This is a genomic window from Kitasatospora sp. CMC57 (assembly GCF_045866025.2).
GTDB lineage: Bacteria > Actinomycetota > Actinomycetes > Streptomycetales > Streptomycetaceae > Kitasatospora.
Genome location: NZ_AP035881.2, coordinates 5,042,474 through 5,059,181, shown reverse-complemented (window position 1 = coordinate 5,059,181; position 16,708 = coordinate 5,042,474). Strand labels below are relative to the sequence as shown.

Sequence of the window (16,708 nt, the reverse complement as noted above, 5' to 3'; positions counted from 1 at the left end):
GCGGGCCCGACGAGTGGCAGGAATGCCGCGATGTGCAAGGATCTTGCCATGCATCGTGTCGTGGTCCTGGCCCTCGATGGCGTCTACCCCTTCGAACTGAGCATCCCGGTACGGATCTTCGGCACCGCCGAGGGCCCGGACGGCGGGCGGCTGTACGAGGTGGTCACCTGCAGCCTGGACGGCGCCCCCGTGACCACCTCCGCCGACTTCGCCATCACCGTGCCGCACGGGCCCGAGGTGCTGCGGACCGCCGACACGGTGGTGATCCCGCCGTTCGCCTGCGGCCCGGACGGCCTCCGGGACTGGCTGCCGGACGACCTGGCGGCGGCGCTGGCCCTGCTGCCCCCGACGGTGCGGACCGTCTCGATCTGCACCGCCTCGTACGTGCTCGCCGCCGCCGGCCTGCTGGACGGACGCCGGGCCACCACGCACTGGACCGAGGCCGCGCACTTCCAACGCACCTTCCCCCAGGTCGAGGTGGACGCCGACGTGCTCTTCGTCGACGACGGCCAGGTGCTCACGGCGGCGGGCGTCGGCGCCGGGGTCGACCTCTGCCTGCACCTGGTCCGGCGCGACCACGGCAGCGAGATCGCCAACCGGGTGGCCAGGCTCTGCGTGGTGCCGCCCTGGCGCGAGGGCGGGCAGGCCCAGTACATCGACCGCCCACTGCCCGAAGCCGCCGCCGCGTCCACCGCCGCCACTCGGGTCTGGGCCCTGGAGCAGCTCCACCGCCCGCTGCCGCTGGCCGAGTTGGCCGAGCACGCCCGGATGAGCGTGCGCACCTTCTGCCGCCGGTTCGGCGAGGAGGTCGGCATGCCGCCCGGCCAGTGGCTGACCCAGCGCCGGGTCGACCGGGCCCGCCGCCTGCTGGAGACCACGGACCTGCCGATCGACCAGGTCGCCTCCGAGGCGGGCTTCGGCACCGCCGTCTCGCTCCGCCAGCACCTGACCGGAACCGTCGGGGTGTCGCCCTCCGCCTACCGCACCGCGTTCCGCACCCGCACCACCGCCTGAGCACCCGCACCGCCGCCTGACCAGCGGCCGTCCGCCCGAGCACCAGCCGCCCGCCCGCCTGCTCACACCCGCCGGTACCGCCGTTTGAGGTCGAAGTTCCGCCTGCGAAACAGCGCGGCCCCGGCCGGGTAACACCTCCGGATCATGCTCATCGACATGACGGCAACCGATTCCCGAGTGGTCGTGGTCGGCGGAGGTATGGCCGGCCACCGACTCGCCCAGCAGCTCGCGCTGCACGGCGGGCGCGAGGTGCTGCTGCTCGCCGAGGAGGAGCACCGCCCGTACAACAGGGTGCTGCTGGCCGAGGTGCTGGCCGGGCGGTACGCGCCGGAGATCGCCGAGTTGGCCGCGCTGCCGGCGGCGGTCGAGCGGCGCCGGGCCCGGGTGGTGCGGATCGACCGGGAGCAGCGCCGGGTGCTGTGCGACGACGGCGCGGAGATCGGGTACGGCGACCTGGTGCTGGCCACCGGGAGCAACCCGGTGCTGCCGCCGCTGCGCGGCCTGTTCGACGACTCCCTGGCGGGTCGCGACCGCCACGAACTCCCCGCCGGCGTCTTCGCCTTCCGCACCATGGCGGACTGCGCCGACATCGACGCCCGGCTGCCCGGGACGCGGCAGGCCGTGGTGGTCGGCGGCGGACTGCTCGGGGTGAGCGCCGCCCGGGCGCTGGCCGCGCGCGGCATCCCGGTGGTGCTGGCCCACCAGGGCGAGCACCTGTTGGAGCGTCACCTCGACCCGGAGGCGGCCGAGCTGCTCCGGACCCACCTGACCGAGCTGGGCGTCGAGGTGCACACCGAGTGCCGGGTCCGCTCGGTGCTCACCACCGACACCGCCGACCGGGCCGTCACCGGCGTCGAACTGGCCGACGGCTTCCGGCTGGACGCCGACCTGCTGGTGATCGCGGTCGGCGTCCGCCCCCGGACCGGACTGGCCCAGGCGGCCGGTCTCGAGGTCCGCCGGGGCGTGCTGGTCGACGACGAGCTGCGCACCGACGACCCGCACATCCACGCGCTGGGCGACTGCGCCGAGCACGACGGCACCGTCTACGGCCTGGCCGGGCCCGCCTTCGAGCAGGCCGACGTCCTGGCGCAGGTGCTCACCGGCCGGCCGGCCGCCTACCGGGGCAGCCGGCTGCTCACCCGGCTGACCCTGGCCGCCACCCCCGCCCGGGGCCCGCTGGACATCGCCGCTTTCGGCGTTACCAGCCCCAGCCCCGAGGACCGGGTGGTCCGCCTCGCCGACGCCGGCCGGGGCAGCTACCGCAAGGTGATCGTCCGCCGGGACGAGACCGGCGACCGGCTGGTCGGCGGCGTACTTCTCGGCGACCTCGACACCATCGGTCAGGTCGCCCACACCTGGGAGGGCGACGAGGCCCTCTCCGCCCACCCGCTCCACCTGCTCACCACCCGGAGCACAACCCCCGGAGGGGCTTCCAGATGAACACCAACCCGATGACCACCACCAAGCCCACCGTCGTCCTGGTCGGCTACGGCATGGTCGGCCACCGCTTCCTGGAAGCCCTGGCCGACACCGGCACCGCCGACCGCTTCCGCGTCGTGGTGCTCGCCGAGGAGCCCCGCCCGGCGTACGACCGGGTCGCGCTGACCTCGTACTTCTCCGGGAAGACCCCGGAGGACCTGCTGCTGGGCGAGCCCGGCTTCCTGGACACCCACGGCTTCGAGCTGCACCTGAACTCCCCGGTGGCCTCGATCGACCGGACCGGACGGACCGTCACCACCGCCGCCGGGCACACCGTGGCGTACGACACCCTGGTGCTGGCCACCGGCTCCTACCCGTTCGTCCCCCCGGTCGAGGGCAAGGACGCGGACGGCTGCTTCGTCTACCGCACCATCGAGGACCTGCACGCCATCGAGGCGTACGCGGCGGGCCGAAAGGTCGGCGCGGTGGTCGGCGGCGGGCTGCTCGGGCTGGAGGCGGCCGGTGCGCTCAAGGGCCTCGGGCTGGAGACCCACGTGGTGGAGTTCGCCCCGCGCCTGATGCCCGTCCAGGTGGACGAGGGCGGCGGCGAGGCGCTGCGCCGCACCATCGAGGAGATGGGCGTCACCGTGCACACCGGGGTCGGCACCAACGCGATCCTGACCACCGACGGCGCCGCCAGCGGGATGACCTTCACCAGCGGCGAGCGGATCGACACCGACCTGGTGGTCTTCTCGGCCGGCGTCCGCCCGCGCGACCAGCTGGCCAGGGACTGCGGTCTGACGGTCGGTGAGCGCGGCGGCATCGCGGTCGACGCGCTCTGCCGCACCTCCGACGAGGCCGTCTACGCGATCGGCGAGTGCGCCCTCGCGGTGGACGGCCGGGTGTACGGCCTGGTCGCCCCCGGCTACGAGATGGCCACCACGGTCGCCCGGCAGCTCGCCGGGCAGGACGCCAAGGAGTTCACCGGCGCCGACCTCTCCACCAAGCTCAAGCTGCTCGGGGTGGACGTGGCCAGCTTCGGCGACGCCTTCGCCACCACGCCCGGCGCGCTCGACGTGGTCTACTCCGACTCCCGCTCCGGCATCTACAAGAAGCTGGTGGTCACCCCCGAGGGCGCGCTGCTCGGAGGCATCCTGGTCGGCGACGCGGAGGCGTACTCCTCGCTCCGTCCGCTGACCGGCACCGGCACCCCGCTGCCCGTCCCGGCCGAGTCCCTGGTGCTCCCGGCCGGTCTCGGCGCCCCGGTCTCGCTCGGCAGCTCGGCGCTCCCCGACGACGCGGTGGTCTGCAACTGCCACAACGTCACCAAGGGCGCCGTCCGGGCGGCGGTGACGGACCACCAGTGCACCACCGTGCCCGAGGTGAAGCAGTGCACCAAGGCCGGCACCGGATGCGGCTCCTGCATCAAGCTGCTCTCCACCATCGTCACCGACGAGCTGGAGGCCAGCGGCGTCGAGGTCGACAAGGGCCTCTGCCCCTGCTTCGCGCACACCCGCGCCGAGCTGTACGAGATCGTCCGGGTGAAGCGGATCGCGACGCACCGTCAGCTGCTCGCCGAGCACGGCCGGCTGGCGGGCGAGGGCTGCGAGGTCTGCAAGCCCACCGTCGGCTCGATCATCGCCTCGTTGGCCCCCGAACTGGCCGCCTCCGGACACATCCTGGACGGCGAGCAGGCCGCGCTCCAGGACACCAACGACCACTTCCTGGCCAACCTCCAGCGGAACGGCTCCTACTCGGTCGTCCCGCGCATCCCGGGCGGCGAGATCACCCCCGAGAAGTTGATCGTGATCGGTGAGGTGGCCCGCGACTTCGGGCTCTACACCAAGATCACGGGCGGCCAGCGGATCGACCTGTTCGGCGCGGCCGTCGACCAGCTCCCGCTGATCTGGTCCCGGCTGGTGGCGGCCGGCTTCGAGTCGGGCCACGCGTACGGGAAGTCCCTGCGCACCGTCAAGTCCTGTGTCGGGTCCACCTGGTGCCGGTACGGCGTGCAGGACTCGGTGGCGATGGCGATCCACCTGGAGCTGCGCTACCGGGGCCTGCGCTCGCCGCACAAGCTCAAGTCGGCGGTCTCCGGCTGCGCCCGCGAGTGCGCCGAGGCCCGGGGCAAGGACTTCGGTGTGATCGCCACCTCGAACGGCTGGAACCTCTACGTCGGCGGCAACGGCGGTGCCACCCCCCGGCACGCCGACCTGCTGGCCCAGGACCTCACCGACGAGGAACTGATCACGCTGATCGACCGCTTCCTGATGTTCTACATCCGCACCGCCGACCGGCTGGAGCGCACCTCCGCCTGGCTGGAACGGATCGACGGCGGCCTGGAGCACGTCCGGCAGGTGGTGGTCGAGGACAGCCTCGGCATCGCCGCCGACCTGGAGGCCCTGATGGCCAACCACGTGAGCGACTACCAGGACGAGTGGGCCGCCACCCTGGCCGACCAGGACCGCCTCCAGCGCTTCGTCTCCTTCGTCAACGCCCCCGGCGTGCCGGACCCGAGCATCCGGTTCACCCCCGAGCGCGACCAGGTCAAGCCCGACCTCGGCGTGCTGGCCACCGCGGAGGACCTGCTCGCCACCCTCTCCGCCGACCTCCTGGAGATCCGATGACCACCGTCACCGCCCCGATGGCCACCGTCACCGCCACCGCCCGGGTCGAACTGCAGACCCCCGGGGGCTGGGTCGCCGTCTGTGACCACGACCGCCTCATCCCGGGCCGGGGGGTCGCCGTACTGCTCCCGGACGGCAGCCAGGCCGCCGTCTTCACCGACCACCGGGGCGCCCTCTACGCGGTCGCCAACCGGGACCCGTTCACCGGCGCCTACGTGCTCTCCCGGGGACTGCTCGGCTCCACCCCCGAGGGCCGGGTGTACGTCGCCTCGCCACTGCTCAAGCAGCGTTTCGACCTCAGCACCGGCGAGTGCCTGGACGACGCGGCGGTGAGCATCGCCGTGCACCCCGTCCGGCTGGGCTGAACGGGCCGTCCCGGACTCCGGTGGCCGTGGACAATGCCCTGATCCACGGCCACCGGCCCTACCCGCGGCGGAGCTCCGCCAGCACCGCCTCGGCCATCCCGCGCTCACCGGCGGCGTTGGGGTGCACCGCGGCCAGGCCCGGGGCCGGGCGCGGTGGTTCGATCCAGCGGGTGCCCACGCCCGCGCACATGTCGTGGCCCACCGAGACGGTGTCCACGAACCGGGCACCGGCCGCCTGCGCGCGGCGCTTCAGCTCGGCGTTCAGCTCCGCGAACTTCCCCACCAGGTACCGCAGGTCGGCGGCCGCCACAGTGAACCCGAACGCCCCGGTGCAGGCCGCCGGATCAGCCGGGAGCAGCGCCGGGTAGCCGACCACCAGGACCTTCGCCGCCGGGGCCCGCCGACCGGTCTCCGCCAGCACCGTTGCGACCCGTTCCCCCGCTGTGGCGATCCGCCGGGTCACCTCGTCCGTACCGTCGGCCGCGGCGAAGACCGACCGGCAGTCGGTGCCGGTCAGCCCGGCCGTCGCACAGCGCGACAGCACCTCCAGGAAGCCGACGTCGTTGCCGCCGATGCCGACCGTCACCAGCCGGGTGGCGGCCGAGAGCGCGTCCAGCTGCGGCGGGTTCGACCCGTCGGGCACCCGCTGGGCCGCCGTCAGGTCGGCCGTGGTGGCCGAGCTGCAGCTGACGTCCGTGAACGCGGCCGGCTTGAGCTCCTTGGCGACCAGCGCCGGGTAGTTGACCGTCGACCGGTGGCACCCTGCCGGGACCCCGGCCTCCGGCGCGATCCCCAGCCCCGAGGTGTACGAGTCCCCCAGCGCCACGTACGGACCGCCCGCCGTCGGCGGGGCCTGCACCGCAGGGTCCGTCCCGGATGTCACCGTCGGGGCCGTCCCGGACGCCGCGCAGCCGGCCAGCAGGGCCAGGCCCAGCAGACCGGTCAACGTCTTCCGCACTAGTCCGCGCCGCGCTCGTGCTCGGCCAGGAACTCCTCGAACCGGCGCCCGAGTTCGTCGGCCGAGGGCAGGTCACTGCTCTCCGCGAGCAGGCTCTCCCGGCCGTCGGCCCCGGCCACCGCGTCGTACTGGCTCTCCATCCCACGGATCGCCGAACGCAGCTCGCCGTCGCCCTGGGCCAGCTGCTCCTCGATGTCCGCGTACACCTCGCCGACCCGGTCGCGCAGGTCGGTGCCGGGCAGCACCAGCCCGCTGGCGGACTGCACCGCCTCCAGGATCAGCACGGCGGCGGCGGGGTACGGCGAGCGCGCCACGTAGTGCGGCACGTGCACCGCGAAGCCCAGCACGTCGTGGCCGGACTCGGCGAGCCGGTACTCCAGTAGCGCCTGGGCGCTGCCTGGCACCTGGGCCTGTTCGAACCACTTCGGGTAGCCCGAGGCCAGGTCGAGGCGGGTGCCGTGCGGGGTGAGGCCGACCGGGCGGGTGTGCGGGACACCCATCGGGATGCCGTGGAAGTCGATCGCCATGCGCACCTCGAAGCGGTCCACCAACTCCCGTACGGCGGCCGCGAACAGCTCCCACTCGGTGTCCGGCTCCGGGCCCGTGATCAGCAGGAACGGGGTGCCCACCGCGTCCCGGACCAGCTGGAGCAGGATCTCCGGCGGGTCGTACGACGTCCAGCGCTCGCGGTCGAAGACCATCGCGGGGCGCCGGGCCCGGTAGTCCACCAGGCGGTCGTGGTCGAACCGGGCGACCACCTGCGGCGAGCCCTGCTCCAGCAGGTGGGTGACCACCTGGCCGCCGGCCTCGCCGGCGTCCATGAAGCCCTCGAAGTGGTACAGCAGCACCAGACCGGCGGCGTCAGGACCGGCCTCGGCCTTCGCGGCGGCCAACGCGTCCACGCCCTGCTGCTCCAGCCGGTACAGCTCCTTGGCATCACGCACCGCGCACCCAACCCCGTCCGTCTAGTCGTTCGTCTCGTCGCTCAGTCCAGCACGCCCCGAACCGCCCGCATTCCCACTCTGCCCGGCCGCCGGTGTACGCGCGTGGCGAACGTCCGAGAATCATCGCATCCCCGCGCGAAACCGCAGGTGACAGCCCTGCCGGGGAGCGCGGCGCGGTGACGGCGGCGCGGGGCCGAGAACCGCGCGCCACGGATGACGCGCCGTGAAGTGACGCACCGCCTTCGGACGGGTATCGTCCTCTCGCTGCCTCGCATCGCCGCGTCGTCGTCACGTCGTCCGTCACGCCGTCGTCACGGCCCGGCCCGGTGCGGTCAGCCACCCCACACCGCACCTTGCCTTCACTTGGCCGCCTGTTTCCCTTCGCGCTCTCGTACCTCTCTCGGCCATCTCGCGGACGCACGCTGTCCCCTCGCTCATCCCTCGCCGGACCGGCCCCGTGGTTCCGTGTCCGCTCCGGCACCGCGCTGCCCGACTCCGGGCCGTCGCCGTCCCTCCGTACCGCCGGGTCCCTCCGGCGTACGCCGAGGTCGGCGCCGGGCCCTGGGACGGGGCGAAGTCCCCTCCCGAGCGTCGCACCTGGCGCCCGGGTCCCTACGACAGCCGAAGGACCGAAGGTTCCGTGCCCGTACCCGTCACCCTCATCGGCCGCTCCGTGCGGCTGGAGCCTCTCGCCGAGCACCACGCCGAGGCACTCGCCGACGCCGGCGCCGAGGACCGTACGACCTACGCCTTCACGCCCGTCCCGCACGGCCTGGAGGCCGCCCGGGACTACATCGGGCGGGCCCTCGCCGATCAGGCGGTCGGCCGGTCCCTGCCGTTCGCCACCGTGGCGGTGGCGGACAACCGGGTGGTCGGCTCCACCCGGTTCCTCGAACTCGACTACTGGCAGGGCCCGGTGGTCTGGCCGCCGACCCCCGGCGTGCCGTACGGCGACCCGCGCAGCGCGGTGCCCGACGCGGCCGAGATCGGCGCCACCTGGCTGTCCTCCCGGGCCCAGGGCACCGGGATCAACACCGAGGCCAAGCTGCTGATGCTCCGGTACGCCTTCGAGACCTGGCGGGTGCGCCGGATCTCGCTCCGGGCCGACGCCCGCAACCTGCGCTCGCGGGCGGCGATCGAGCGGCTCGGCGCCACCTCCGAGGGCGTCCGCCGGGCCCACTCGCGCGGGCTGGACGGAGTGGTCCGCTCGACCGCGTTCTACTCGATCCTGGACGAGGAGTGGCCCGCCGTCCGCGACATCGTCGAACTGCGGATCGCCGCCGCCACCTCGCCGAGCGCACCGGACCCGACCATCGCGCAGGAGTGCCGCCTGCACGGTGTGCCGCTGATCACCGCCTAGGCCGGTCCGGCCGGTACTGAGCGAACCCGCGTCGCTCAGGACCGGCCGGACAGCTCCTAGCTCTTCGCGGTCCGTCGACGCGCCAGCTCCCGGGTCTCCTCCGGGAGTTCGGCCACGTCGACCAGCTTCGGCAGCAGCTCGGGCTCGGTGGTCAGGGCCCGGAAGGTCTCGCCCACGGTGAGGTCGTGGGCCGGGCGGTACTCGACGCTGATCGCGTCCCCGGCCCGGACCACGCCGGGCTCCAGCACCCGCAGGTAGGCCCCGGGCAGCGCCCGCTGGGTGAACCGCTTCACCCAGCGCTGCTCGTCCAGCCAGTCGGCGAAGGTCGAGCACGGCACCCGGGGCGTCGTCACCTCCAGCAGCACCTGGCCGCCTATCCGCCAGCGCTCCCCGATCAGCGCGTCGTCCACGGCGATCCCCCGGGTCGTCAGGTTCTCCCCGAAGCACCCGTCGGTCAGCTCCCGCCCGAGCTCCGTCTCCCACTGGTCGAGCGCCTCCCTGGCGTACGCGTACACCGCCTGCTGCTCACCACCGTGGTTCACGGTGTCGAAGATCGCGTCCCCGGCCAGTCCGGACCCGGTCTCCCCGGGCGCCCGCACCTCCACCGGCAGATCGGTCGGCCGCTTGTCGATCCCGGTACCCCCGATCTCCGGCTTGGCCGGATTCGGGCGCGGATGAGCAAGGTTGACGGAGCGTAGGAATCCCATGCCCGGCAGCGTACGGCGACCGTCAACCCACCCGCAGCCGGATTACCCGGCCCCGACCACCCCTCCGGTGGCCCACCCGGGCAGCGGCTCGGTGGCGGCCGGCCGGGGAGTCGCCGCCGCCGTTACCGCCAGGCCCCGGGTTCAGCGGTCCAGGAATTCCCGGACGGCGGCCACGAAGCCGGCCGACTCGCCGACCCAGGGGAAGTGCCCGATCGCGGGCAGCACCGAGATCTCGCCGGCCGGGAAGGAGGCGGCGATCCGGGCCGCGAAGGCCGGGTTCGGGCTGCCGTCGTACGCGCCCGCCAGCACCAGGACCGGGGCGGTCAGGGCGGCGAGCGCGGCCCGGGTGGTCTGCGGGTCGAAGGCGCCCTCGGCGTAGTAGAGGCCGCCGAGTTCGGGGTGAGCCTGGGTGGCCCGGTCGGCGACGTGCTGCTGTTCGGCCGTGCCCCAGCGGCCGTAGATGAGGGGGGCGAACCCCTCGAAGTCGAACACTCCTTGTCTGGTGGCCTCCAGCGCCGCCAGCGCGGCCGGGTGCCACGGCTCACCGGCTGTCAGGGCGGCGGCCTCGGCCCGGTCGTCCGGCCCCTCCGCGAGGCCGAGCGCGCCCGCCGCCGGGGTGAGCAGCACCAGCCGGCGCAGCCGGGCCGGGTACCGGGCGGCGTACAGCACGGCCAGCTCGGCCGCGGCGGAGTGCGCGAGCAGGTCGAAGGCGTCCAGGCCGAGGTGCTCGCGGAGCGCCTCCACGTCCTCGACCTGGCGGTCGCAGCGGTAGTCGGCCGGGTCGGCGGGGGCCTCGGAGCTCCCGGTGCCCCGCAGGTCGAGGCGGATCAGCGTGCGGTGTGCGTCCAGGCCACCGAGGTCGCCGAAGTACGCGGAGTCACGCATCGGTCCCCCGGGCAGACAGACCAGCGCGGGCCCCTGCCCGGAGCGGTGGTAGGCGAGCGACGTGCCGTCAGGGGCGGAGAAGGTAGCCATGCGGAGATCATCTACGCCCCGACCTGCCGGGGGCAACCGACTACCCGTCAGCCCCGGGGCCGTCGGCCCCCTCCGCCTCCGCAGCCGCCGCGAGCTGCTGGAGCGCCGTCAGGTGCCCGGCCAACGCGGCCCGGCCGGACCGGGTGGCGGCCAGCCAGGTGCGCGGGCGCTTGCCGACGTGCCCCTTCTTGGCCGTGACGTAGCCGAGCTCCTCCAGGGTGGCAGCGGTCTTGCTGAGCACCGAGTCGGAGACCTGGCAGTAGTCCCGCACCGGACTCGGCCTCCTGACACCCGCTCAGGAAGACCGGCACGGTCAGCCGGTCTATTTTCCTGACCGGCAAGTGGTTTCTCAGCACCGGGCGTCGATCTCCTCGAAGGTGTCGTAGTGGTCCCCGGTCCAGTACTGCTCCCCCGCCGCCCCGGTGACCACCCGGAGGGCGCCCCGGGTCGGTGAGCCCGGGGTGACCACGGTGTACTCGTGGTAGTAGTCGCGCTTCTTCCGGGGCAGCCGCCCCTCCCGGTTCTCGAAGACGATTCCGTCCGAGCGGTAGGGGTACGGACCGCCCCTGGCGATCAGCGCGAGGGTGTCCCTGGCCTGGACCGGCAGCGCGGTCCGGCAGACGTCGGCGTACGCGGCGCTGCTCGGCACCCACCCGGCGCTCGCGGGGGCGGTGGCCTGCCCGCCACCGCCGCAGCCGGACAGCGCGAGGGCCAGCAGGAGCAGGACCGGACCACGGCGGCGTCTCATCCGCCCAGCATCCCGCTCCGACGCGCCGGGAGGAGGACAAAACGCCGCCGGGGCGGGTACGGACGCCATTGTCCGTACCCGCCCCGGCTGCTTACGTACGGCGGCTCTCCTGCGCCGAGCTCCGCCGTACGCCCCTCCCCGTTGGAGGGGGTGCGGTCAGCGACGGGACCGCGCTGATCAGGGATCAGCGCGAGTCGCTGCCCGCGGTCTCGAGGGCGGCGCGGCCTGCCTCCAGGCGCGCCACCGGAATCCGGAAGGGCGAGCAGGACACGTAGTCCAGGCCCACCTCGTGGAAGAAGTGCACCGAGTCCGGGTCACCGCCGTGCTCGCCGCAGACGCCGAGCTTGAGGTCGGGACGGGTGGCCCGGCCGGCCTCGACGGCGTGCTTGACCAGCGCGCCGACACCGTCCCGGTCGATGGTCTCGAACGGGCTGACCCCGAAGATGCCCTTCTCCAGGTAGGCCGTGAAGAACGAGGCCTCCACGTCGTCCCGGGAGAAGCCCCAGACCGTCTGGGTCAGGTCGTTGGTGCCGAACGAGAAGAACTCGGCCGCCTCGGCGATCTGACCGGCGGTCAGCGCGGCCCGGGGCAGCTCGATCATCGTGCCCAGCTTGATGTCCAGCGACACCCCGGTGGAGGAGGCGACCTCGGCGAGCACCCGCTCGCACTCGTCCCGGACCAGCTCCAGTTCCTGCACGGTGCCGACCAGCGGGATCATCACCTCGGGGCGCGGGTCGCCGCCGGCCAGCTTGCGCTCGGCCGCCGCCTCCGCGATTGCCCGGACCTGCATCCCGAACAGGCCGGGGATGACCAGGCCGAGCCGGACGCCGCGCAGACCCAGCATCGGGTTCTGCTCGTGCAGCTTGTGCACCGCCTGGAGCAGCCGCAGGTCGTTCTCGTTCGGGTCCTTACGGGCCTCGGCGAGCGCGACCCGGACCGACAGCTCGGTGATGTCAGGCAGGAACTCGTGCAGCGGCGGGTCGAGCAGACGCACCGTCACCGGGAGGCCGTCCATCGACTGGAACAGCTCCAGGAAGTCGCCCTTCTGCAGCGGCATCAGGGTGGAGAGCGCCAGCTCCCGGTCCTTGTCGTTGTCCGCCAGGATCAGGTGCTCGACCTCCTTGCGGCGCTCCTCGCCGAGGAACATGTGCTCGGTGCGGCACAGGCCGATGCCCTGGGCACCGTACCGGCGGGCGCGGTTGGCGTCCTCGGCGTTGTCGGCGTTGGCCCGGACCGCGAGCCGGCGGCGGACGTCGGCGTGCGACATCAGCCGGTGCACGGCCTGCACCAGGCCGCCCTGGACGTCGGCGCCCGCGTGCAGGGTGCCCTCGAAGTACTCGACCACCGGGGACGGCAGCACCGGTACCTCGCCGAGGTAGACCCGGCCGTTCGCGCCGTCGATCGAGACCAGGTCGCCCTCCTCGATCACCAGGCCGTCGGAGGTGGTCATCCGGCGGCGCTTGGTGTCGACCTCGAGCTCCTCGGCGCCGCAGACACAGGTCTTGCCCATGCCACGGGCCACCACGGCCGCGTGCGAGGTCTTGCCACCGCGCGAGGTGAGGATGCCCTCGGCCGCGATCATGCCCTCCAGGTCGTCCGGGTTGGTCTCCCGGCGGACCAGGATCACCTTCTCGCCGGACCGGGACCACTTGACGGCGGTGTACGAGTCGAAGACCACCTTGCCGACCGCGGCGCCGGGCGAGGCCGCGATTCCCCAGGCGACCTGCTTGGACTCGGCGTTCGGCGCGAACCTCGGGAACATCAGCTGGGAGAGCTGGCCGCCGGTCACCCGGTGCAGCGCCTCGTCCAGGTCGATCAGGCCCTGGTCGACCAGCTGGACCGCGATCCGGAACGCGGCGGCGGCGGTGCGCTTGCCGATCCGGGTCTGCAGCATCCAGAGCTTGCCGCGCTCGATGGTGAACTCGATGTCGCACAGGTCGCGGTAGTGCAGTTCGAGCTTCTGCATGATCGCCATCAGCTCGTCGTACGACTTCTTGTCGAGCTGCTCCAGGTCGGCCAGCTGGAGGGTGTTGCGGATGCCCGCCACCACGTCCTCGCCCTGGGCATTGGAGAGGTAGTCGCCGTAGACGCCGACCGCACCGGTGGAGGGGTCGCGGGTGAACGCGACACCGGTGCCGGAGTCCTCGCCGAGGTTGCCGAAGACCATCGAGCAGACGTTGACCGCCGTGCCGAGGTCGTTCGGGATGCGCTCCTGGCGGCGGTACAGGCGCGCCCGGTCACCGTTCCAGGAGTGGAAGACCGCGTGGATCGCCAGGTCCATCTGCTCGCGCGGCTCCTGCGGGAACTCCCGGCCGGTCTCGCGGAGCACGATGCCCTTGAAGGTCTCGACCAGGTCCTTGAGGTCGTCGGCCGTCAGGTCGAGGTCGTTCTCGGTGCCCTTCGCCCGCTTCGCCTCGTCGAGGGCCTCCTCGAACAGCTCGCCGTCGACGCCCAGCACGGTCTTGCCGAACATCTGGACCAGTCGGCGGTAGGAGTCCCAGGCGAACCGCTCGTTGCCGGACTGCGCGACCAGACCGAGCACCGAGCTGTCGGAGAGGCCGATGTTCAGGACGGTGTCCATCATGCCGGGCATGGAGAACTTGGCCCCGGAGCGGACCGAGACCAGCAGCGGGTTGTCGGCCTGTCCGAGCCGCTTGCCCATCTCGGCTTCCAGGGACTCCAGGTGGCTGCTGATCTCCCGGTGCAGCGACGAGGGCTCGCTGCCGGTCTCCAGGAAGACCTTGCAGGCCTCGGTCGTGATGGTGAACCCCGGAGGGACGGGGAGACCCAGGTTGGTCATCTCGGCGAGGTTCGCACCCTTGCCGCCAAGAAGGTCCTTGAGGTCCTTGTTTCCTTCGGTGAAGGAGTAAACAAACTTCTGCTCGGACGGCACGGGTCGTCTCCTCGCACACGGTTGCCCTGACGCCGGAGAACATACCCATTTCGAAGGCGCTGGTGCGCCCCCAACAGGCTGTACATACCTGAGGGCGGCAGCCGACCCGAGGTATCGAATGCCCGGAAAGGCGTTCACCTCTGTTGCTGAAATCGTCCGGCTGACGCTAGCAATGCTTCAAGTATTGAACTCATCGAAACCTGAAGATCACACGAAGCGGACGGAGAGTAGCGGCAGATCCTCTGCCGTGTTGCCCCGGCTTGATTTCCTGCAGCCAGTCCGGTGGTTCGGCACCCCGGCCCTTCGGGAAGCGTTCCACCCCTCCGGAGCCCGTCCGACCCACCTGACCGGCCGTCAGGGCCACCGTATGTGGCCAGCGTCACGAGCGCATCTCAGCCGTCGGTCGTATGCCGATCGGGCACTCCGCCACGCTGCGTCCACTCGCGAACGCGCTGGGTCATTGAAATCTGCCACAAAGGAGCCCCCTTGGCCAGGTTGTCCAAGAGGGCTCGGCCGGGTCGGCCTGTGCGCCGTCGGAGGCCATTTGGCCACCGCGTAGCGGTCAGCCTCCAGAGCTGTCCGATTCGGCGTCCGCGCTGGGCAGGGCGCAGTCGTACGGATCGTCCAACCAGCCCTCGGGCAGTACCACCCGGTTGTTGCCGCTGGTCCGGCCGCGCGGACCGTCGGCGCTCTCCGGCCAGAGCTGGGTCTGCTCCACCTGGGAGAGCGTCTCGGTGAGTTCGGCCAGTGAACTCGACATTGCCAGCTTCACCCGCAGCTCGGAGCCGACCGAGAAGCCCTTGGTGTACCAGGCGACGTGCTTGCGGAAGTCGACCACGCCCCGCGCCTCGTCCCCCATCCACTCCCCCAGCAGCTCGGCGTGCCGCACCATCGCCCCGGCCACGTCGGCGAAGGCCGGCCGGGCGTAGTCCACCTCACCCTCGAAGATCTGCACCAGGTCCTTGAACAGCCAGGGGCGCCCCAGGCAGCCGCGCCCGACCACCACGCCGTCGCAGCCGGTCTCGCGCATCATCCGGACCGCGTCCTCCGCCGCCCAGATGTCCCCGTTGCCGAGCACCGGCACGTGCGCGGGGACGGACTCGCGCAGCCGGGCGATCGCCGACCAGTCGGCGGTGCCGCCGTAGTGCTGGGCGGCGGTGCGGCCGTGCAGCGCGATCGCCGACACGCCCTCCTCGGCACCGATCCGCCCGGCGTCCAGATAGGTCAGGTGCTCGTCGTTGATGCCCTTGCGCATCTTCATGGTGACCGGCAGGTCACCCGCGTTCGCCACCGCCTCCCGCAGGATCTCGCGCAGCAGGTTCCGCTTGTACGGCAGCGCCGAGCCGCCGCCCTTGCGGGTCACCTTGGGCACCGGGCAGCCGAAGTTGAGGTCGATGTGGTCGGCCAGGCCCTCGTCCGAGATCATCCGGGCGGCCTTGCCGACGGTCACCGGGTCGATCCCGTACAGCTGGATCGAGCGCGGCTTCTCGCTCGGGTCGAAGTGGATCAGCTGCATGGTCTTGGCGTTCCGCTCGACCAGCGCCCGGGTGGTGATCATCTCGCTGACGTACAGGCCCTTGCCACCGCTCTGCTCCCGGCACAGGGTGCGGAACGGGGCGTTGGTGATCCCGGCCATCGGGGCCAGCACCACGGGCGGCCAGACCTCCATCGGCCCGATGTTCAACGGCTTGAACTCGGGCGTCGGGGCAACGGGAGTGGTCGTCATGGCGCGGCAGGTCCTCGGGCGTCGGCGGATGGGCAGGACTCCCTATTCTCCCCCACCCGGCCCCGCGTCCAGCCGCAGCAGCTTCTCCCGGCCCTCCTGGTCGCGCGGCGTGTACGTCACCAGCCGGGTACTGGGCCGGGGGCCGAGCCAGAGGCTGGTGTACTCGAAGCCGATCAGCCCGGCACCCGGGACCAGGAACCGCTTCACGCCGTTGCCCGCCGCCGCCACCTCGTGGCGCCCCCAGAGCTCCTCGAACTCCGGCGAGGCGGTGCGCAGCCGGTGCAGCAACGTCTTCCAGGCCGGTTCGGCCCCGTGGTCGGCCATCGCGACCCGGAACCGGGCGACCATCCCCTGCCGGTCCGTGTCCCGGTCCACCAGCCGCTGCCCGAAGGTGCCGCCCGTGAACACCTGCCACATCAGGTTGCGCTCCTCGAACGGGAGCTCCTCCAGGTCACCGGCCAGCCACTGGTAGGAGCGGTTGAAGGCCAGCACGTCGTACCTGCTGTTGATCACCGCCGCCGGGTAGGGCGCCAGCTGCTCCAGCAGCAGCCGGACCGCCGGGGTCACGGTCGGACAATCGGGCCGGGCCACCGGGTCCTCGCTGCCCGCCAGGACGAACAGGTGGGTCCGCTCGGTCGGATCGAGCTGCAACGCCCGGGCGACCGCGTCCAGCACCTGGGCCGACACCTGGATGTCGCGACCCTGCTCCAGCCAGGTGTACCAGGTCACCCCGACCGCCGAGAGCAGCGCCACCTCCTCCCGGCGCAGCCCCGGGGTCCGGCGCCGGCCGACCACCGGGAGGCCGACCTGCTCGGGGGAGATCCGTTCGCGGCGGCTGCGCAGGAAGGCGGCCAGTTCGGTGCGGGCGGTGGTGGTCATGGTCATGGGTACCAGCATGCCGGGGCCGCTCTCCCGTTGCCAGGTGCTGCTGATACCAGGATAAGGAGCATCTGGTACCCGGCTGGCCCCGGC

The 16,708-nt window shown here is 72.5% G+C and carries 14 protein-coding genes; 5 read left to right on the top strand and 9 right to left on the bottom strand.

All coding sequences use genetic code 11. From position 1 onward, the window contains the following. Positions 1-48: 48 nt before the first annotated feature. The 4 genes from ACKUU6_RS22700 to nirD all read left to right on the top strand — a co-directional run bounded on the left by ACKUU6_RS22700 (position 49) and on the right by nirD (position 5,425). The gene (locus ACKUU6_RS22700; RefSeq protein ID WP_407990390.1) at positions 49-1,014 is read left to right on the top strand and encodes a GlxA family transcriptional regulator; all 966 of its coding nucleotides are present in this window, start codon (positions 49-51) and stop codon (positions 1,012-1,014) included. 156 nt (positions 1,015-1,170) lie between these two features. Beyond that, entirely contained in the window at positions 1,171-2,454 is a 1,284-nt protein-coding gene (locus tag ACKUU6_RS22695; RefSeq protein ID WP_407990389.1) for an NAD(P)/FAD-dependent oxidoreductase, read from the top strand. Continuing rightward, positions 2,451-5,060 carry a nitrite reductase large subunit NirB gene (nirB, locus tag ACKUU6_RS22690; RefSeq protein ID WP_407990388.1) on the top strand — a complete coding sequence of 870 codons (2,610 nt, stop codon included), beginning with the start codon at positions 2,451-2,453 and terminating at the stop codon, positions 5,058-5,060. The genes ACKUU6_RS22695 and nirB overlap by 4 nt, the downstream gene beginning before the upstream one ends. After that, positions 5,057-5,425, top strand: a complete 369-nt coding sequence (gene nirD / locus ACKUU6_RS22685) for a nitrite reductase small subunit NirD (RefSeq protein ID WP_407990387.1) — start codon at positions 5,057-5,059, stop codon at positions 5,423-5,425. Before nirB ends, nirD begins: the two co-directional genes overlap by 4 nt. Positions 5,426-5,483: 58 nt before the next feature. On the opposite strand, the gene ACKUU6_RS22680 is transcribed toward nirD, so the two are convergent. Both ACKUU6_RS22680 and ACKUU6_RS22675 read right to left on the bottom strand, forming a co-directional pair. Then, the gene (locus ACKUU6_RS22680) at positions 5,484-6,251 is read right to left on the bottom strand and encodes an SGNH/GDSL hydrolase family protein (RefSeq protein WP_407992205.1); all 768 of its coding nucleotides are present in this window, start codon (positions 6,249-6,251) and stop codon (positions 5,484-5,486) included. A 131-nt stretch (positions 6,252-6,382) separates the two neighbouring features. Beyond that, positions 6,383-7,327 carry a proteasome assembly chaperone family protein gene (locus ACKUU6_RS22675; protein WP_407990386.1) on the bottom strand — a complete coding sequence of 315 codons (945 nt, stop codon included), beginning with the start codon at positions 7,325-7,327 and terminating at the stop codon, positions 6,383-6,385. Positions 7,328-7,967: 640 nt separating this feature from the next. On the opposite strand from ACKUU6_RS22675, the gene ACKUU6_RS22670 reads away from it, so the two are divergent. After that, entirely contained in the window at positions 7,968-8,687 is a 720-nt protein-coding gene (locus ACKUU6_RS22670; protein ID WP_407990385.1) for a GNAT family N-acetyltransferase, read from the top strand. 56 nt (positions 8,688-8,743) lie between these two features. Here ACKUU6_RS22670 and ACKUU6_RS22665 read toward each other — a convergent pair whose 3' ends face one another. From ACKUU6_RS22665 to ACKUU6_RS22635, 7 genes are all read right to left on the bottom strand, one after another. Then, positions 8,744-9,394: an MOSC domain-containing protein gene (locus ACKUU6_RS22665; protein WP_407990384.1), complete on the bottom strand. Its 651-nt coding sequence runs from the start codon at positions 9,392-9,394 to the stop codon at positions 8,744-8,746. A 141-nt stretch (positions 9,395-9,535) separates the two neighbouring features. Further along, entirely contained in the window at positions 9,536-10,369 is an 834-nt protein-coding gene (locus ACKUU6_RS22660) for an alpha/beta fold hydrolase (RefSeq protein ID WP_407990383.1), read from the bottom strand. A gap of 40 nt (positions 10,370-10,409) precedes the next feature. Continuing rightward, positions 10,410-10,640, bottom strand: a complete 231-nt coding sequence (locus ACKUU6_RS22655) for a transcriptional regulator (protein WP_407990382.1) — start codon at positions 10,638-10,640, stop codon at positions 10,410-10,412. Positions 10,641-10,718: 78 nt separating this feature from the next. Then, positions 10,719-11,117 carry a ribonuclease domain-containing protein gene (locus tag ACKUU6_RS22650; RefSeq protein ID WP_407990381.1) on the bottom strand — a complete coding sequence of 133 codons (399 nt, stop codon included), beginning with the start codon at positions 11,115-11,117 and terminating at the stop codon, positions 10,719-10,721. A 184-nt stretch (positions 11,118-11,301) separates the two neighbouring features. Continuing rightward, positions 11,302-14,010 carry a pyruvate, phosphate dikinase gene (gene ppdK / locus ACKUU6_RS22645; protein ID WP_407990380.1) on the bottom strand — a complete coding sequence of 903 codons (2,709 nt, stop codon included), beginning with the start codon at positions 14,008-14,010 and terminating at the stop codon, positions 11,302-11,304. 562 nt (positions 14,011-14,572) lie between these two features. Continuing rightward, positions 14,573-15,736: a tRNA dihydrouridine synthase DusB gene (gene dusB, locus ACKUU6_RS22640; RefSeq protein ID WP_407990379.1), complete on the bottom strand. Its 1,164-nt coding sequence runs from the start codon at positions 15,734-15,736 to the stop codon at positions 14,573-14,575. 42 nt (positions 15,737-15,778) lie between these two features. Further along, positions 15,779-16,621, bottom strand: a complete 843-nt coding sequence (locus tag ACKUU6_RS22635) for a helix-turn-helix transcriptional regulator (protein ID WP_407990378.1) — start codon at positions 16,619-16,621, stop codon at positions 15,779-15,781. Positions 16,622-16,708: the final 87 nt, after the last annotated feature.

Excerpts from the sequence above, each read along its gene's own strand:
- ACKUU6_RS22660 (WP_407990383.1), bottom strand. The coding sequence starts at position 10,369 with ATGGCTACCTTCTCCGCCCCTGACGGCACGTCGCTCGCCTACCACCGC.
- ACKUU6_RS22695 (WP_407990389.1), top strand. The coding sequence starts at position 1,171 with ATGACGGCAACCGATTCCCGAGTGGTCGTGGTCGGCGGAGGTATGGCC.
- ACKUU6_RS22665 (WP_407990384.1), bottom strand. The coding sequence starts at position 9,394 with ATGGGATTCCTACGCTCCGTCAACCTTGCTCATCCGCGCCCGAATCCG.
- ACKUU6_RS22650 (WP_407990381.1), bottom strand. The coding sequence starts at position 11,117 with ATGAGACGCCGCCGTGGTCCGGTCCTGCTCCTGCTGGCCCTCGCGCTG.
- dusB (WP_407990379.1), bottom strand. The coding sequence starts at position 15,736 with ATGACGACCACTCCCGTTGCCCCGACGCCCGAGTTCAAGCCGTTGAAC.
- nirD (WP_407990387.1), top strand. The coding sequence starts at position 5,057 with ATGACCACCGTCACCGCCCCGATGGCCACCGTCACCGCCACCGCCCGG.
- ACKUU6_RS22700 (WP_407990390.1), top strand. The coding sequence starts at position 49 with ATGCATCGTGTCGTGGTCCTGGCCCTCGATGGCGTCTACCCCTTCGAA.
- ACKUU6_RS22635 (WP_407990378.1), bottom strand. The coding sequence starts at position 16,621 with ATGACCATGACCACCACCGCCCGCACCGAACTGGCCGCCTTCCTGCGC.
- nirB (WP_407990388.1), top strand. The coding sequence starts at position 2,451 with ATGAACACCAACCCGATGACCACCACCAAGCCCACCGTCGTCCTGGTC.